The organism is Ferdinandcohnia sp. GQ5 (genome assembly GCF_059759275.1).
On record NZ_JCAXEW010000012.1, the window covers coordinates 16,545 to 33,649 of the forward strand.

The window sequence follows — 17,105 nt, forward strand, 5'->3', positions numbered from 1 at the left end:
GGGTGAAAACAGAGATGAAGTTTGAAACAGTTATTGGGTTGGAGGTTCACGTTGAACTTAAAACCGAATCAAAAATATTTTCAAGCGCACCGAATGAATTCGGAGCAGCGCCAAATACATTAACTAGTGTCGTTGAATTGGGGTACCCAGGTGTACTTCCAGTTATAAATAAAAAAGCTGTAGAGTGGGCGATGAAGGCTGCAATGGCTTTAAACTGTGAGATTAACCAGGAAACAAAGTTCGACCGTAAAAACTATTTTTATCCGGATAACCCAAAGGCCTACCAAATCTCTCAATTTGATAAGCCGATTGGTGAGAATGGTTGGATTGAAATCGAAGTAAATGGCGAAAAGAAAAAGATTGGGATTTCACGTCTTCACCTAGAGGAAGATGCGGGTAAACTTACTCACTCTGGTCGTGGTTATTCATTGGTTGACTTGAACCGTCAAGGAACACCATTGATTGAGATTGTATCTGAGCCAGACATTCGTACACCTGAGGAAGCATATGCCTACTTGGAAAAACTAAAATCAATCGTCCAATACACAGGTGTATCTGATTGTAAAATGGAGGAAGGCTCACTTCGTTGTGATGCTAACATCTCACTACGTCCAGTCGGCCAAGAAGAGTTCGGTACAAAAACGGAACTTAAGAACTTAAACTCATTTGCATTCGTTAAAAATGGTCTTGAATATGAAGAGATTCGTCAGGCTGAAGTTTTATCTGCAGGCGGCGTAATCGAACAAGAAACACGTCGCTATGATGAATCTTCAAAATCAACTATTTTAATGCGTGTAAAAGAAGGTTCGGACGATTACCGCTACTTCCCAGAGCCAGACTTAGTTGAACTTTATATTGACGATGAGTGGATGGAAAGAGTTCGTGCAGAAATTCCTGAGCTTCCAGATGCTCGTAAAAAGAGATATATTGAAGAACTGGGACTACCAGAATATGATGCATCTGTTCTAACTGTAACGAAGGAAACATCTGATTTCTTTGAAGAAACAGTAAAAAGTGGCGCTGAAGCAAAACAAACCTCAAACTGGATTATGGGTGAAGTTTCAGGGTACCTAAATGCCGAGCAGAAGGAATTACATGAAATTGCCTTAACTCCAGCAGGACTTGCAGGTATGATTAAACTAATCGAAAACGGAACAATTTCTTCTAAAATTGCTAAAACCGTCTTTAAAGAGTTAATTGAAAATGGCGGAGATGCTGAAACAATCGTGAAGGAAAAAGGACTTGTTCAAATCTCTGATGAAGGTGCTCTAACAAAGATTATCGTTGAAGTGATCAGTAACAACCCTCAATCCGTCGAAGATTTTAAGAGTGGTAAAGGGAAAGCGATTGGTTTCCTAGTTGGCCAAGTTATGAAACAAACAAAAGGACAAGCCAACCCACAAATGGTAAACAAAATTCTTGCTGAAGAAATGAATAAATTATAAAAGACGAAGACCTACTTATTTTTAAAAAGTAGGTCTTTTTTTGGTTGCCAAACAATGGTGAGTTTTACCGGTTACGGTCGGTTGAAATAGCGGAGTAGGATGTCCCGCAAGCGAATTCTATAGGTACATGCTTGAATGGAATAGCGGTGTAGCATATGCCCATAAGAGCGTTCTACAGGTACAAGCTTGGCACAAATAGTGTGTGGCATGTCCCGCAAGAGAGTGCTACCGGTACACGCTTGGCAGAAATAGTGTGTGGCATGTCCCGCAAGAGAGTACTACCGGTACAGGCTTGGCGGAAATAGTGCTTGGTATGTGCCACAAGAGAGCTCTCCCGGTACACGCTCGATAAAAATAGTGGAGTAGCATGTGCCACAAGGGAGCACTACCGGTACACGGCTGGCAGCAATAGTGCGCAGTTTGTATCGCAAGAAAGCTCTACCGGGTACACGCTCGATAGAAATAGTGTGTAGCATGTCCTGCAAACGGTGCTTATTGATAAACCATTGGCAGAAAAATATATTTATGCATTACGCATGAAACCTTCTCAGGGTCCTAATCGTAAACTAAATATAAGCGTTTTCACTCAAGGGGGTGCGAAGATGGATTTGATATGGATGATACTTGGAGCGATTGTAGTTCTTTATATTTTAATCATGATTCCGTTCCAATATCGAAATATAGCTGCAACGAAGGAAGAATTAAAGAAAACGAAAAAAACACATAATGAATTGTATGAGGACATGTCCTTCGAGGAGCAACAATTACAGTATAACCTCCAAGGGAATTTGTTAAATCTGCCATCAACATTAATCGCAGCATTAATATATAAATTACGTCATCGAGATAGTTAATTGTTTAGGAGACCTTCAAGTTTTGAGGGTCTTTTTTCGTGACTTTAAATTTTTTTATAATTTTTTTATGAAAAGTGTAGGGTATAGTAGGGTTAAGTTCGTCTAATAGGGTAGAGAAAAGAGAAGGGGGGAGAGCGCAATTCAGGATGAGATTCTGATTGAAAAGGTAAAAGCAGGCGATGAGCACGCATTTCGATTATTTATCGAAAAATATAAGAATCTAGTATTCAAGGTAATATATTCAGTTTTACGACATGAAAAGGATGCCGAGGATGCGTCGCAGGAAGTGTTTCTAAAAATCTATTATGCTCTCCCCCAGTATAGTTCGCAGGGCATTAAAGCATGGATGACACGGATTGCTATGAACCACGCAATTGATGTAAAGCGGAAGAAACTTCGGCAGCAAGAAATGGTTCTTGAACCGGATGACCTCCCGACATTCTCTTCCCCAGAGGAAAATGTTGTATTGCCACTTTTACAAAAAGAACAAAGAGAACTGGTCAAAAATCGGTTACACGATATGCCTACGAATTATCGTAAAGTGATTGAAGCTTATTACATAGCAGAAAAAAGTTATAAACAAATTGCAGAAGAGCAACAGGTCGAAGTAAAGACGGTTGAAACCAAATTATACCGAGCTAGAAATTGGATAAAAAAACATTGGAAGGAGGATGATTTTAGGTGAGACATTACAGAGACGAAGAATGGTTAATGTACATGAAGGATGAATTAGCAGAATCAAGGCGGGGAGAACTTGAAGATCACCTGTATTCCTGTGACCAATGTTTAAAAATATATATGAAACTAGTAGAGGACCAAGCCGTTGGGCTTCCGGATCTTGAAAATATTCATTTTACAGACGAGGTAGTAATGAAGCTACCGGTGAACAAGGAAAAACAAAAGAAGTCTATTTTACAAAGTCCGATATTCCATTATGGAGTTGCGGCAGTTGTAACATTATCATTAATGTCAACTGGAGTCTTCCAAAGTATGACGGGTATAGTGGGGACAGTGGAGGCATCTAGCTTTTCTAAACAAAGACAATCTGTTTCAACTAGTTTGATGGAAAAAGCTTTATCGGTTTTTGACATAATCAATACAGATCAAGAGGAGGGAGAAAAATGAGTTATAATCCAGTGCTGGCATTTTTCCTATCATTTATTCCAGGTGTTGGACATTTTTATGTGAATCGAAAGATAAGAGGGTTTGTTTATGGAGTGGGTACAGTCGGGCCTATATTAATAGGAATCTTTGGATGGATGATGACTGGATTTGAAGATCCACTTTTAGTTGGGCTCATCTTTGCATCTTTTGTAGCGGTTATTAATGTATTCGATATGGTTATCTTTCTATTACGAAATAATAAGCAAAACCAAAAGCATCAGGTATTTCAATCGGGAGATGAACAAGTTATTGTTACTAGATCGGATGATTCAGAACGTTTCTATACAATTATTCTTTCGTTTATCCCGGGGTTAGGGCATTTTCAACTAGGCTTGCTAAACCGTGGATTAACCTTTCTTATCGGATTCTTCGGATTGGGAACCATGGTTGTGTTTATTTCCATTTTTACAGATCAAGGGGCATTCTTGGTGTTTTTAGGGATTCTACCAATTTTGTGGGTATACAACATGTTTGATGCGATTCAGTTAATAGGGAAAAAACACCGTGGAGAAGAGTTAGTTGATAAGACCATAATCGAGGATTTTGAGGAAACAAGACGTGAGCAAGGGCGTAAAAGCAAAACGCTAGCAACAATTTTAGCCATTTTCCCGGGAGCAGGGCATTTGTATCTTGGCCTTCAAAAACGAGGTATACAGCTGATGGCTGCCTTTTTATTCGCGATTTATATTTTAGATGTTCTGAGGTTGTCATTATTTCTGTTTTTAATCCCCATTATTTGGTTTTATAGCTTTTTTGATGCCCTACAAAAGGTGTCAAAGCATGGAGAAGATGACCTTGAGGATGTTCCGGTCGTTTCCTATATTGTCAATCACCAAAAATGGGTCGGATTTGGGCTAATTGCCTTAGGGATTTACTATTTACTCGTAAATGTTGTCCTTCCTACGGTTGGTCCTACGATTATGAGAGTTTTCAATTTTGATGTTCAATATTTTTACTATAATTACTTCCAAGGCACGATTATTTGTATCTTACTCATTGGTGGTGGCTTGAAGTTGATGGTAGGAAGTAAAAAACGGAAGGAGAATGCGTAATGCGAAAGTGGCGGGTTGGTTCAGTTTCAATGGGGTTGTCTTTAGTCTTGCTTGGGATTCTTCTTTTCCTATCACAGCTAAAAGGAATGCAAATGATGGAGCCGCTGCTTGTGTGGTGGCCAATCATTCTAATCGTGTTGGGAATAGAAATTGTCGTCTATCTATTTATGTCAAAGCAGGAAAATCCAATAGTTAAATATGACTTTTTAAGTATTCTTTTTGTTGGGATTATCGGAACAATTGGAATCGGGTTTACCTTGTTATCATCTATAGGGCTTGTTGATGAGGTTCAAGGCGTGATTGGGGCAAAGCACCGTACAATGGATTTGCCAGCAATTGAGGAAAAGTTGGCAAGTGATGTCAAGCGTGTGGTCCTTGAAACGAACGGAGTAACAAGCATAGTCGAAGGATCTACTGCGAATGAACTTCATGTATTTGGCGTGTTCCGTGCAACGGTCCACCCGAAGGCAGACCCAATCATTGCAGAAACAAAGGATTATGTATTTACTAAGGTTGTCGGGGATACTATGTACGTGACATTGAAAGAACCTGCAGATCAGACGGGTCCATTTTCTACATATGCAACAATCGAGCCCACGATTATTGTGCCAAGTTCGATTAGACTAGAGGTGCGAGGTGAGCATAATAATGTCTCACTTTATCCGGGCTCACTTGAAAATAACTGGGTTGTAGATGGAGTGTCAAATGTATCGGTTCATGTGAATGATAAGAGTGACATTCTGTTGTCAGCTGTTTCGAATAATGTCCTTGAGAATGGAAATATAAAGTGGGATAAAATCGATACAACTGAACGTGGTGGAATTGAAGAAGTTTACGAGGAAAGTACCACCGAAAAATTATACAAAGGCACAAAAAAGTTGGGCGAAGGCACATATAAGTTATCGATTTTTAATAGTGATCTTGTAACAGTAAATCTAGTTGAAAAAATGTAAGAAAAGGTTTTGCGCTTTGGCCTTGGCAAAGCGCATTTTTGTGTAATAAGCGTAAGTTAAAAGGGGCAACTTAATAGTGTTTTTTGAATATAAATGATATAGTAAATAGGTGTGGTAGAATTGGATTTTTTTGCTAATGGACCAAATTGATTAAATCATTTGGTTAAGCTATGATGTAAATGAAATATAAAGATTATCTTTTTTAGGATGATGAAAATGAAAAGAGCTCGTATTATATATAACCCTACCTCTGGTAGAGAATTGTTTAAGAGACATCTGCCCGAGGTGTTAGAGAAGCTAGAAAAAGCGGGATATGAAACCTCATGTCATGCCACGACTGGGGCTGGCGATGCAACAAATGCGGCCCGAATTGCGGTTGAAAGAAAGTATGACCTTGTAATAGCTGCAGGTGGCGATGGAACCATTAATGAGGTTGTAAATGGCTTGGCTGAGCAGGAATATCGTCCAACACTCGGAATTATTCCTGTTGGAACAACGAATGACTTTGCACGCGCAATTGGAGTTCCTCGAAATATTGATGGTGCTTGTGACGTGATTGTAGAAGGAAACTCTGTTCCAATCGATATCGGCCGTATAAATGATAAGTATTTTGTTAACATTGCAGGTGGAGGAAGGCTAACTGAGTTGACCTATGAGGTACCAAGCAAACTGAAAACGATGCTTGGGCAGCTTGCCTATTATTTAAAAGGGATGGAGATGCTTCCTTCGATCCGTCCAACTGAAGTTAGTATTGAGTACGATGGGAAGCTGTTTGAGGGTGAGATCATGTTATTTCTTGTATCCTTAACGAACTCTGTTGGAGGCTTTGAAAAGCTGGCACCAGACTCCTCATTGAATGACGGCTTGTTTGATTTGTTAATTTTAAAAAAGGCAAACCTTGCCGATTTTATTAAGGTTGCAACTTTGGCAATTCGTGGAGAGCATATCAATGACCCACATGTTCTTTACACAAAAGCAAATCGTGTTAAAGTAAATCCTACTGAAAAAATGCAAATCAATCTAGATGGTGAATATGGTGGATTACTGCCAGGTGAATTTGTAAATCTGTACAAACATATAAATGTGCTAGTATCAAAAGAAAAAGCAGAAAAGATGGATTGAAATCTGGCGTGAGCCAGATTTTTTTTGGTTTGGATAAGGGTAAGGGCAAGCGAGTGAATCGTGCCCGATTAGCGGAAGAGGAAGGCAAAAGGGGAACGCAAACAAGTGAATCGTGCCCCATTTGTGGCAAAGGAAGGCAGAAGGGGAACACAAGCGGGTGGATTGTGCCCGATTTGTGGTAAAGGTAGGCAGAAGGGGAACGCAAGCGGGTGGATTGTGCCCGATTTGTGGTAAAGGAAGGTAAAAGGGGAACGCAAGAGGATGAATCGTGCCCGATTAGCTGAAGAGGAAGGCAAAAGGGGAACGCAAGCAAATCAGCCCTGCCTAAGCACGAAGGGGAAATTGGATAGCATGGACGATGCTAAGCTTTGAATACGTTTTGCTAACTCCAGATCTCAATATTTAATACCCGAACCTCCTTCCCACATTGGCGTAACCTCCCTCCGATATGTTACAATCAGTTCAGCATTTTGAACGCAAAGGAAGAATACACAATGACAAAACTGAAACCGCCAGTTGAAAAAAATACTTACTATGATGTCACATTTGAAGATCTTACCCATGATGGAGCGGGTGTGGCTAAAATTGAAGGCTTTCCGATCTTTGTTCCGAACGGTCTACCGGATGAGAAAGCAAAAATCAAAGTTACCAAAGTCAATAAAGGCTACGGCTTTGGCCGTCTAATAGAGATTTACCAAAAAAGCGAATATCGCGTCGATGCTCCGTGTCCGATATATAAAGAATGCGGAGGCTGTCAGCTTCAACATCTCAGCTATGAGGGACAGTTAGTTGCGAAACAAAAACAGGTCCAGGAAGTATTAACACGCATCGGTAAGCTACAAAATATCAAGGTTCACTCTGTTCTTGGAATGGATAATCCATGGCGATATCGGAACAAGGCACAGGTTCCAGTAGCAGACCGTGAAGGCGGCCTAGTTGCAGGGTTTTACCAACAGCGAAGCCATGAAATCATTGATATGGAAGCTTGCCTTATCCAACAAGAGAAGAATGATTTGGTTGTGCAAACAGTGAAAACAATCTGTGAGAAGTTTGGAATACAGGCCTATGATGAGAAGAATAACAAAGGTACTCTTCGTCACATTATGGCACGTTATGGCTTGGTTTCTGGAGAAATTATGGTTGTACTTGTCACTAGAACGAGAGAGCTTCCACAAAAGAATAAAATCATCTTAGAGATTACTGAAAACTTGCCAGGTGTTAAATCGATTGTACAAAACATTAACTCCAAACAGACGAATGTGATTTTTGGAAATGAAACAAATGTCCTTTGGGGTGAAGAATATATTTACGATAATATTGGTGATATCAAGTTTGCGATCTCTGCAAGATCGTTTTATCAGGTTAATCCTGAACAAACAAAGGTACTGTATGACAAAGCGTTGGAGTATGCAGGGTTAACAGGGGAAGAGACAGTTATTGATGCCTATTGTGGAATTGGTACTATTTCATTATTTTTAGCCCAGAAAGCAAAGAAAGTGTATGGAGTTGAAATTGTTCCTGAAGCGATTGAGGATGCGAAGCGGAACGCAGCCCTAAATCATATCGATAATGCAGAGTTTGCGGTCGGAGAGGCAGAGGTTGTCATTCCAGCTTGGTACAAAGACGGAGTTAGGGCGGATGTCATTGTCGTTGACCCTCCTCGTAAGGGGTGTGATGAGGCGTTATTACAAACGATTTTAAAAATGAAACCGAAGAAAGTTGTTTATGTTTCATGTAACCCAGCAACTCTTGCAAGAGACCTTCGAGTTTTAGAAGATGGTGGGTATAAAACAGCCGAGGTACAACCTGTAGATATGTTTCCGCACACTGTTCACTGTGAAGCAGTCGCAAAATTAATTATAAAATAGATACTAAATAAATAAACATGAAGCGGGAGGAAAAGGCTGATGGTTAAAGAAAAATTAAAAGCTAAAATTATCGAAATTGTGGATAATCAGATTAACATAAATGACCCAAAATGTACCAAAGAAACCTTGGAACGATTGGTCAACTCAGGTTTCTCAGAAATGGAGTCTAAAGAAATGATCGGCAGAGTGCTTATTGAAGAAATGTACGAACTTTTGAAAAACCAAGTTCCTTTTAATGAAAAGCGCTATGCAGAGAAATTAAGTATGCTTCAGTAGAGTCCTGTCCTAATATATAAAAAACTTTACGAAAGCCCCCATTAAACTATTTATGGGGGTTTTTTGATGCTGAGCTTTTTAGCCTTAAAAACAATCTGTACTAATCAATCATTTTCGTAAAAGCCCATTTTCAATCAAACGTTTGTTTAACGGATTAGCCCAGATGTATCAACGACTTGCAATTTCAATTAAACGTTTGTTTGAACTGGATTAATCGTGTTAAGCGAGCGGAAATACGAACTGTACTAGTCGAAAAATTGTAAAAAAGTGGGGCTAATTCGCAGGATGATGTGGACTGCGGAGGAGATTCTAGTAGTAAAAGGGGGGAAATCTATGGAGTTAGCATATAAAGGTACAAACAAAATGATAATTGGGATTGTATTTGGTGTTATTACATTCTGGTTATTTGCGCAAGCAATGGTCAATGTAGTCCCTGCCGTGCAAGAGGATTTAGGGATTTCACTTGGGACGCTGAACATCGCCATAAGTTTAACAGCACTATTCTCAGGGTTGCTTATCGTGGCTGCAGGTGGTTTAGCTGACAAAATAGGTCGTAAAAGGATTGCCTATTTTGGATTTATCTTAAGTATTGTCGGTTCACTATGTCTGTTAATGGCTCAAGGGTCTGTATTACTAATTATGGGACGTATTATTCAAGGTGTTTCAGCAGCATGTATTATGCCATCAACAATTGCATTAATGAAGGCTTATTTCGAGGGAGCAGAACGACAACGTGCACTCAGTTTTTGGTCCATTGGTTCCTGGGGAGGGTCAGGGGTTGCTTCTTTTGCAGGTGGCACAATCGCGACATCTTTAGGATGGAGATGGATTTTCGTATTTTCGATTACTTTTGCAATCGTTGGGATGTTTTTATTAAAGGATACACCAGAAAGTAAACAAGAATCCTCAGGTTCTTTTAAATTCGATTACTCAGGCTTAGCAATTTTTATCGTAACGATGATCGCACTAAATGTGTTTATTACATATGGGGCAGATTTAGGATGGACAAGTCCAATTTCGCTAGGCCTTGCTGCAGTAACAATAATAGGTCTTCTCCTTTTCATTAAAGTAGAGAAGAATAAAGAAATTGTTCTTATTGATTTTGCTTTATTTAAAAATGCGCTTTATACTGGTGCAACTGTATCCAACTTCTTGCTGAATGCGATTGCTGGTACATTAGTTGTAGCGAACACGTATGTACAGGTGGGTAGAGGTTTTAATTCTTTTCAATCAGGTATGTTGTCCCTCGGTTATTTAGTAGCGGTATTGGCAATGATCCGTGTTGGGGAAAAAATCTTACAAAAAGTAGGTGCAAAAAAGCCGATGGTTTGGGGCGCTACTATCACTACGCTTGGTGTAGGTGTCATGGGATTAACATTCTTATCTGATCTTGCTTATACAGTTGTTGTGTTTATTGGATTTGCATTATTTGGGTTAGGACTTGGAATCTATGCCACCCCTTCAACAGATACTTCTGTATCAAATGCACCAGCTGAAAAGGTGGGAGAAGCCGCTGGTGTTTATAAAATGGCAAGTTCACTTGGTAGTGCATTCGGTGTTGCAATTTCTGCTACAGCTTACGCGGCGATAACAGCTAATGGGAACCTAGAATTTGCAGCTACGGTAGGAATCATTGTTAATGTCATCTTCGGTATTTTATCGATACTATCGATTATTATGCTGGTACCAAAAGATGCAGGAAAAACAACTAAAGAGGTTAAACCAAACCCTGCTTCTAACAAAACACCAACTAAAGAGCCCATTTTAGAATAGTCGAAAAGGAGAACAGCCAATGAAAGAACAATTGATGGAAATGTTAGAATCACGAAAGGATGAAATGATTGAAATCCGCAGACATTTACATGAAAATCCCGAACTATCCTTTAAAGAAGAAAAAACCGCTCAGTATATTTTAGATTTTTATAAAGGGAAAGATGTAGAGGTTCAAGCCAATGTTGGGAATGGTTATGGAATTGTCGTGACAATAAAGGGGGGGAAGTCTGGAAAAAACATTGGCCTGCGTGCAGACTTTGATGCGCTTCCTATTGTCGAAGAAACAGATGTACCGTTTAAATCAAAGACTGAAGGTGTGATGCATGCGTGTGGTCATGATGGACATACAGCGTATTTGTTAGTACTAGCAGACTGTTTAATTCAATTAAAAAATGAAATACCCGGTACAATCAAAATTATTCACCAGCATGCCGAAGAGGTTCCGCCGGGTGGGGCAAAAAGTATCGTGGAATCTGGTATTCTTGATGATTTAGATCATGTATTCGGCATCCATCTACTTCCACTAGGTCCGGCAGGGACAGTTGGGTATCATGCAGGATATTCATTTAACGGAAGAGCTTATATGAAATTAAAGGTCCAAGGTAGAGGTGGCCATGGCTCATCGCCACATTTGGCAAATGATGCGATTGTGGCAGGGGCGCATTTTGTAACAGCCGTTCAAACAATCATTAGCCGTCGTTTAAGCCCATTTGAAAATGGTGTTATTACGATAGGTTCATTTGATGGTAAAGGAACATTTAATGTCATCAAAGATAGCGTAGAGCTTGAAGGTGACATTCGTTATATGACGGATGAAACAAAGGAAAAAATTGAAAAAGAAGTGAAACGTCTTGCCCGTGGACTTGAAGAAGAATTCGGAGTAACATGTGAGCTAACTTACAAAACGGATTATCCTCCCCTATACAATGATCCAGAATTAACAGGAAAAGTTGCAGAGTATCTAAACAATGCAAATGACAAAGACATTAAAGAAGTGAAGGAATTTCTAGCAATGGCACCATCTGAAGATTTTGCTTATTATGCAGAAAAGTTCCCTTCTTGTTTCTTCTATATTGCATGTACGCCAAAGGGGGATAAGGATCCCTATTTCAATCATCATCCTAAATTTGATATTGATGAAGATGCCCTCCTTGTCGCTGCAAAGGCAGTGGGAACTGTGGTTTGTGGATTTTATGAATTAGATTAGGGTACTTATCCAAAACAAAGCCCATTCAACAAGTGATATGTTGGATGGGCGTTAGCCTTTTTAGGATAAAGGCATTTCTCTCAAATTTGTACGAACTTGTTTAACAGATTTTTTCTTTTGCGACAGCCTTACGTAGATATTATTAGATAATAGTGAAACGATGATTAAGATTGTACCAAGAAGATCGAACATCGTTACCTGATTACCCTGAAAAATCGAAATCAAGAGTGTTGTAACGGGAACAAAGTTAATGAACAGCAATCCATTTAATGGTGATAATATGCTCACACCAATATTCCAACCGAGTAATGCAATCACCCCAGGAAAAATAATCATAAATAATAAATGTGGGCTAACAGTTAGCATACTTTCTACTGTTGGGACAGTTAAAGAGCCGAACAAAGTTGCACCAATTGTAATTACAATAGCAGTAATTGTTCCAAGTAAACAACTTAACGTTGAATAACGCAATGCAGACCAACCACTAAATTCACTACCCCCCATCGTGTAAATGACCCATCCTATTACGGCAATGAATATTAGTAATGAAGGTATAAAGTCATCAGTTGCTCCAAGAAAAGCTCTAACATCACCTTTAGTAATCACCAACATCGCGCCAATGAATGATACGATTACACATCCTAATGTGAATAGTTGCGGGCGTTTCCTAAAAATCATCCATACGATTACAACGGAAATCATCGGCATGAGGGATTCCATAATTGATGCGACCATTACTCCGGAAGCACCTAATAAATCTTCACCCCAGAAGATAAAAAGATTATAGACGGTGAATGCCATCGTGCCGAAAAACCATAATTGAAGTCCTTTTCCTTCAAAGCGGAAAGCTTGCTTTCCTTCTTTCCATAATAAGATGGCCACTAATATAATAGTTACAGCGCCATAACGAATGATTGTAAAATAAAAGGGATCAAGATGTTTAAATGCCGCATGAGCTACAGGAAACATTGCTCCCCATGATACCGCTGCAATAAAACACAAAATCGCTCCGATTAGTACACTATTTTTCACTTTCCTCTACCTCTTTCAATAAGTTACGATAATCATCATCTTAAAACGATTTGTATATCTTGTAAAATGAATAAAAACAATGATTAATATCATTTTTATTGATATCATATTTATAGAGATAATTGTGCGAACAGGAGGAGAAACTGTGGAATTCAAAGACTTAGAAATTTTTCAGATGGTAGCAGAAAAAGGAACAATTACAGAAGTGGCAAAAGAGTTGAGCTACGTTCAATCCAATATTACATCACGGATCCAGAAGCTCGAGGCTGAGCTAAATACACCTTTGTTTAATCGACATCGTCGGGGAATGACGTTGACACCCGAGGGGAAGAAACTATTAACCTATAGTAAAAAAATATTGTTGTTAACAGATGAAATGAAAAAAGCCGTTCAAAATAAAAATGAGCCGTCTGGTAAATTAGAAATTGGAACAGTTGAAACTGTCATTCATTTACCAAAAATATTATCTACCTATACTAAAAAATATAAAAATGTGGATCTGTCATTATATACTGGTGTCACTGAAGATTTGGAAAAGCAAGTGTTACATCATAAGTTGGATGGAGCATTCGTTTCTGAATCAGACTTTCATCCTGACCTTGTGTCGCATGACGTATTGCAAGAGGAGCTTGTGTTAATATCAGATATTCGTACATCCTCATTGGAAGAGTCGAAAGAGGAAACCATTCTTTGCTTTAGTGAAGGCTGCGGATACCGAGCGAGATTTAAAGCGTGGTATAGAGACCAAAACCTTACACCAAGAAAAGTGATGGAATTTGGCACATTAGAAACGATTTTGCGTAGCGTAGTCGTTGGACTTGGTGTGGCATTCGTCCCAAGATCAGCGGTTACCCATTTGGAGCAAAGTGGGCTCATCAGATGTTATACCCTTCCAGATCAATACAGTAAAATCAAAACCGTTTTTATAAGAAGAGCTGATTCGTACTTAACCTCAACAATGGAAAAATTTATTGAAACCATCGAAACGAATAATCAAATAACAGTATAAAAAAACAGGTTGTTCCCAATAGTCACCGACATGACTTGTGGAACAACCCTTTACCATTTTTTTTAATCTATTTTTACCCATTCTTGCGACCATTTTTCAATTTCCCTTAAAATGGGTTCGATACTATGTCCTCTTTCTGTTAGTGAATACTCAATAATAACAGGCGTTTCAGGGATAACCTCACGTTTAACCAATCCTTGGTGCTCCAGTTCCTTTAAACGATCTGATAATACCTTTCCACTTATACCTATTGAAGATTGTACCTCATTAAACCTTTGTGGCCCTACTAATAATTGATAGATAACCAAAGCTGTCCATCTTTGACTTAATAGTGAAATTGCTTTTTCAAATTTCGGGCAGATTGTAGGTTGTTTCATTTTAAAAATGCACCTCTCTTAATGAGTATTGTACTAAAATGAAAAACTATTTACAATTGGAAATTTAATTACTTGACAATAATTAATTATATAAATAAACTTACTTACATAAAGTAACTTAATTTTAAAAACGAATTGATATTGTAAAGGGAAAGTTATATAAAATTATAGATAATCTAGGAGGATAATAATGGGATACCATGCAAAGCCAACCACATTTGTTGGACATGTCAAAATAAAAGTTGAAAAGCTAGAACGTTCATTACAGTTCTATAAGGATATACTGGGATTTGATATTTTGGAACGAACAGACTCGACAGCAAAACTAACGACTGATGGAAAGACAAGTATTCTATCACTGGAACAACCTGAAGATGTTGTTCCAAAGCAAGGAAGAACAACTGGACTCTATCATTTTGCTCTTCTTTTACCTACAAAAACAGATTTGGCTAATATTGTTGTTCATCTAGTAGAAAAAGGGGTTCGCTTTGGCTCTTCTGACCATCTAGTTAGTGAAGCTTTATATCTAAATGATCCTGATGGCAACCAAATTGAAATATATATAGACCGCGATCCCTCTGAATGGGATTGGAAGGGTGAAGAAGTGGAGATGGCTGTTGATCCGCTAGATTTTGAAAGACTTTTAAACAACATTGAACCAGGTAAAACATGGAAAGGGATGCCAAATGAAACGCTAATGGGGCATATTCACTTACATGTAGCTGAGTTACAAAAGACCGAAGAGTTTTATGTGAAAGGACTTGGATTGGATGTTGTAAATCGTTATGGTACACAGGCACTTTTCCTTTCGTCCGGAAAGTACCACCATCATATTGGAGTTAATACATGGAATGGCGTAGGAGCACCTAAGCCACCTAAAAATGGTGTTGGGCTTGAATCGTATACACTTATTTTGCCAACTGAAGAAGCCCGTGACGGGATTGTGGAAAATTTGAAAAAGATTGGTGCGGATGTGATCGAAGAGAACGATACGGTTATCACATTTGACCCTTCTGGAAATCAAATAGAGTTAGCTATCTAATGAAGGGAGGACACCTTTAATGAATCAAGAAAAGAAAAGTGATTTTGAAATTGGCATTTACACTCTCGCTGATATTGGGCCAGACCCCCTTACCGGTAAGACCATTACCGCTCAAGAAAGAGTAAAAGAAATGATTCAAGCTGCAAAACTTGCGGACGAGGCTGGACTTGATGTATTTGGAATAGGAGAGCATCATCGTCTAGACTATGCATCATCTTCTCCAGCAGTTATATTGGCTGCAATTGCCCAAGGCACTGAACAAATTAGATTAACGAGTACAACGAGTGTATTAAGTACGCTTGATCCCGTTCGTCTATTTGAGGATTTTGCAACATTGGATTTACTCTCGGATGGTCGTGCAGAAATACTGGCCGGTAGAGGAGCGTTTATTGAATCATTTCCTCTTTTCGGTTATAGCACAAATGATTATGATGAATTGTTTGAAGAACATATGGATTTATTATTAAAATTAACTCAAAATGAGACTGTCACTTGGTCGGGGAAGTTTCGTTCTTCATTAAGGAATGCAGAAATCGCTCCTAGACCAGTACAGGAAAATCTACCAGTATGGATCGGAGTTGGAGGTACACCTGAAAGTGCCGTTCGTGCTGGAAAGTTTGGGGTGGGGATGGCTCTAGCAATATTAGGTGGTCATCCAAAACGATTTAAGCCACTTGTCGATCTCTATCGTCAAGCAGGAATAGAAGCAGGACATAACCCTCAAGACTTAAAGGTCGGTGTAACAGGCCATGCTTATCTAGCTGAAACAACTCAGCAAGCAAAGGATGAGTTTTACCCTTATTACTCCAATTACTGGGAATATGTAAATCGTCAGCGTGGAATGGGGACAAGGATGTCAAGGAATGACTTTGAACATATGGCTAGTCCAGAAACGGCCTTGTTCGTAGGAAGTCCACAGCAAGTCGCTGAAAAAATCCTCACACAATACGAGCTCTTTGGGCACAAACGATTTCTTGCCCAGTTAGATATAGGTGGTCAACCTTTTAAAAATGTAGCAAAAGGTATTGAATTGTTAGCAACGGAGGTTGCTCCAATCGTTCGAAGAGAAACAAGTAAATAATGGATACGAAAACTATCTGTACTAATCGGCTATTTTCGAGAAAACCCATTTTCAAACAAGCGTTTGTTTAATGGGTTTTTCCTTTAGTAACAATAACTTGCGAATTCAATTAAACGTTTGTTTGAATCAAATTCGTATTGTTGAGCAGGTTAAAAAGTGTGCTGTACTAGCCCAATATTGATATTAATGTGTCAATTCGTAGTCAACTCTTTCTCTTTACTTATATCTTGTTCTATAATGAGGGTGGGGTGAAGGACATGGCTCGTGAACGTAAATTTACAACTGAGGAATTATATAAGACAACTGAGGAACTACTCCTAACACATCATTATGAAGGGTTCCAGTTTAGTTTGGTTGCGGATCATTTGCGTGTTTCCCGAGGAGCAATCTATAAGTATTTTGAAAACAAGGAAGAATTGATTACGGAGTATATGCTTTTTAAAATGGAGCAATTTCTCCAGGAGCTAAAGGAAATATACTCAATTGAAGGCTTTCATAGTCAATTTGATTTTCTTTTAAACCTCATGTTTAAGAATCCGGAACTTTATCAACTTATAGAAATTGGGAAGCGTGTTCCGGTCCACATAAATGAGAAAGTAAAAGAAAACATGGAAAAACTTGAAAGCTATCACATTGAGATGTACCGTTATGTGGAGGGTTTAATTGAATCGGGTAAAAGTGAACAACAATTTAATCCAAATATTCCTGAACCAGTCATCTTAGGTTATATTTTTCAATCAGTCGCGATTCCAAATCATTTTGGCATTCCCCATGATAAGTGGGTTCAGTCGATTAAAGAAATAATTTGTCACGGAATCTTCAAAGACTTATAATTGACACGGGTGTCACT

General features: G+C 38.8%; 17 protein-coding genes. 15 read left to right on the top strand and 2 right to left on the bottom strand.

Annotated features, from left to right (window positions below):
- The first annotated feature begins 14 nt into the window (after positions 1 to 14).
- From gatB to AC6CHV_RS15345, 11 genes are all read left to right on the top strand, one after another.
- Entirely contained in the window at positions 15 to 1,445 is a 1,431-nt protein-coding gene (gene gatB / locus AC6CHV_RS15295) for an Asp-tRNA(Asn)/Glu-tRNA(Gln) amidotransferase subunit GatB (protein WP_498079158.1), read from the top strand.
- 602 nt (positions 1,446 to 2,047) lie between these two features.
- Positions 2,048 to 2,299, top strand: a complete 252-nt coding sequence (locus AC6CHV_RS15300; RefSeq protein ID WP_341329780.1) for a DUF3949 domain-containing protein — start codon at positions 2,048 to 2,050, stop codon at positions 2,297 to 2,299.
- Between the two features lie 235 nt (positions 2,300 to 2,534).
- Positions 2,535 to 2,984, top strand: a complete 450-nt coding sequence (locus AC6CHV_RS15305; RefSeq protein ID WP_498079201.1) for a sigma-70 family RNA polymerase sigma factor — start codon at positions 2,535 to 2,537, stop codon at positions 2,982 to 2,984.
- The gene (locus tag AC6CHV_RS15310; protein WP_498079159.1) at positions 2,981 to 3,424 is read left to right on the top strand and encodes a hypothetical protein; all 444 of its coding nucleotides are present in this window, start codon (positions 2,981 to 2,983) and stop codon (positions 3,422 to 3,424) included. Before AC6CHV_RS15305 ends, AC6CHV_RS15310 begins: the two co-directional genes overlap by 4 nt.
- Positions 3,421 to 4,515, top strand: a complete 1,095-nt coding sequence (locus AC6CHV_RS15315) for a hypothetical protein (protein WP_498079160.1) — start codon at positions 3,421 to 3,423, stop codon at positions 4,513 to 4,515. The genes AC6CHV_RS15310 and AC6CHV_RS15315 overlap by 4 nt, the downstream gene beginning before the upstream one ends.
- Positions 4,515 to 5,468: a hypothetical protein gene (locus AC6CHV_RS15320; protein ID WP_498079161.1), complete on the top strand. Its 954-nt coding sequence runs from the start codon at positions 4,515 to 4,517 to the stop codon at positions 5,466 to 5,468. Before AC6CHV_RS15315 ends, AC6CHV_RS15320 begins: the two co-directional genes overlap by 1 nt.
- A gap of 216 nt (positions 5,469 to 5,684) precedes the next feature.
- Positions 5,685 to 6,590, top strand: a complete 906-nt coding sequence (locus tag AC6CHV_RS15325) for a diacylglycerol kinase (protein ID WP_121449406.1) — start codon at positions 5,685 to 5,687, stop codon at positions 6,588 to 6,590.
- Between the two features lie 494 nt (positions 6,591 to 7,084).
- Positions 7,085 to 8,458, top strand: coding sequence for a 23S rRNA (uracil(1939)-C(5))-methyltransferase RlmD (gene rlmD, locus AC6CHV_RS15330; protein WP_498079162.1), 1,374 nt, complete (start codon positions 7,085 to 7,087; stop codon positions 8,456 to 8,458).
- A gap of 39 nt (positions 8,459 to 8,497) precedes the next feature.
- Positions 8,498 to 8,734 carry a hypothetical protein gene (locus tag AC6CHV_RS15335; protein ID WP_341329786.1) on the top strand — a complete coding sequence of 79 codons (237 nt, stop codon included), beginning with the start codon at positions 8,498 to 8,500 and terminating at the stop codon, positions 8,732 to 8,734.
- Positions 8,735 to 9,067: 333 nt separating this feature from the next.
- Positions 9,068 to 10,507 (top strand): MFS transporter, encoded by a 1,440-nt coding sequence (locus AC6CHV_RS15340; protein ID WP_498079163.1) that lies wholly within the window; start codon positions 9,068 to 9,070, stop codon positions 10,505 to 10,507.
- A gap of 19 nt (positions 10,508 to 10,526) precedes the next feature.
- Entirely contained in the window at positions 10,527 to 11,714 is a 1,188-nt protein-coding gene (locus AC6CHV_RS15345; protein WP_498079164.1) for an amidohydrolase, read from the top strand.
- A gap of 60 nt (positions 11,715 to 11,774) precedes the next feature.
- Here AC6CHV_RS15345 and AC6CHV_RS15350 read toward each other — a convergent pair whose 3' ends face one another.
- Positions 11,775 to 12,746: a DMT family transporter gene (locus tag AC6CHV_RS15350; protein WP_341329789.1), complete on the bottom strand. Its 972-nt coding sequence runs from the start codon at positions 12,744 to 12,746 to the stop codon at positions 11,775 to 11,777.
- Positions 12,747 to 12,891: 145 nt separating this feature from the next.
- On the opposite strand from AC6CHV_RS15350, the gene AC6CHV_RS15355 reads away from it, so the two are divergent.
- Positions 12,892 to 13,755 carry a LysR family transcriptional regulator gene (locus tag AC6CHV_RS15355; protein ID WP_440273120.1) on the top strand — a complete coding sequence of 288 codons (864 nt, stop codon included), beginning with the start codon at positions 12,892 to 12,894 and terminating at the stop codon, positions 13,753 to 13,755.
- Positions 13,756 to 13,817: 62 nt separating this feature from the next.
- Here AC6CHV_RS15355 and AC6CHV_RS15360 read toward each other — a convergent pair whose 3' ends face one another.
- Entirely contained in the window at positions 13,818 to 14,132 is a 315-nt protein-coding gene (locus AC6CHV_RS15360; protein ID WP_498079165.1) for a winged helix-turn-helix transcriptional regulator, read from the bottom strand.
- A 190-nt stretch (positions 14,133 to 14,322) separates the two neighbouring features.
- Between AC6CHV_RS15360 and AC6CHV_RS15365 the strand changes: the two genes are divergently transcribed.
- The 3 genes from AC6CHV_RS15365 to AC6CHV_RS15375 all read left to right on the top strand — a co-directional run bounded on the left by AC6CHV_RS15365 (position 14,323) and on the right by AC6CHV_RS15375 (position 17,088).
- Positions 14,323 to 15,174, top strand: a complete 852-nt coding sequence (locus AC6CHV_RS15365) for a VOC family protein (protein ID WP_121449399.1) — start codon at positions 14,323 to 14,325, stop codon at positions 15,172 to 15,174.
- A 19-nt stretch (positions 15,175 to 15,193) separates the two neighbouring features.
- On the top strand, positions 15,194 to 16,255 hold the full coding sequence (locus AC6CHV_RS15370; protein ID WP_498079166.1) for an LLM class flavin-dependent oxidoreductase: 1,062 nt from the start codon (positions 15,194 to 15,196) through the stop codon (positions 16,253 to 16,255).
- Between the two features lie 257 nt (positions 16,256 to 16,512).
- Positions 16,513 to 17,088, top strand: coding sequence for a TetR/AcrR family transcriptional regulator (locus AC6CHV_RS15375; RefSeq protein WP_440273116.1), 576 nt, complete (start codon positions 16,513 to 16,515; stop codon positions 17,086 to 17,088).
- Positions 17,089 to 17,105 lie beyond the last annotated feature (17 nt).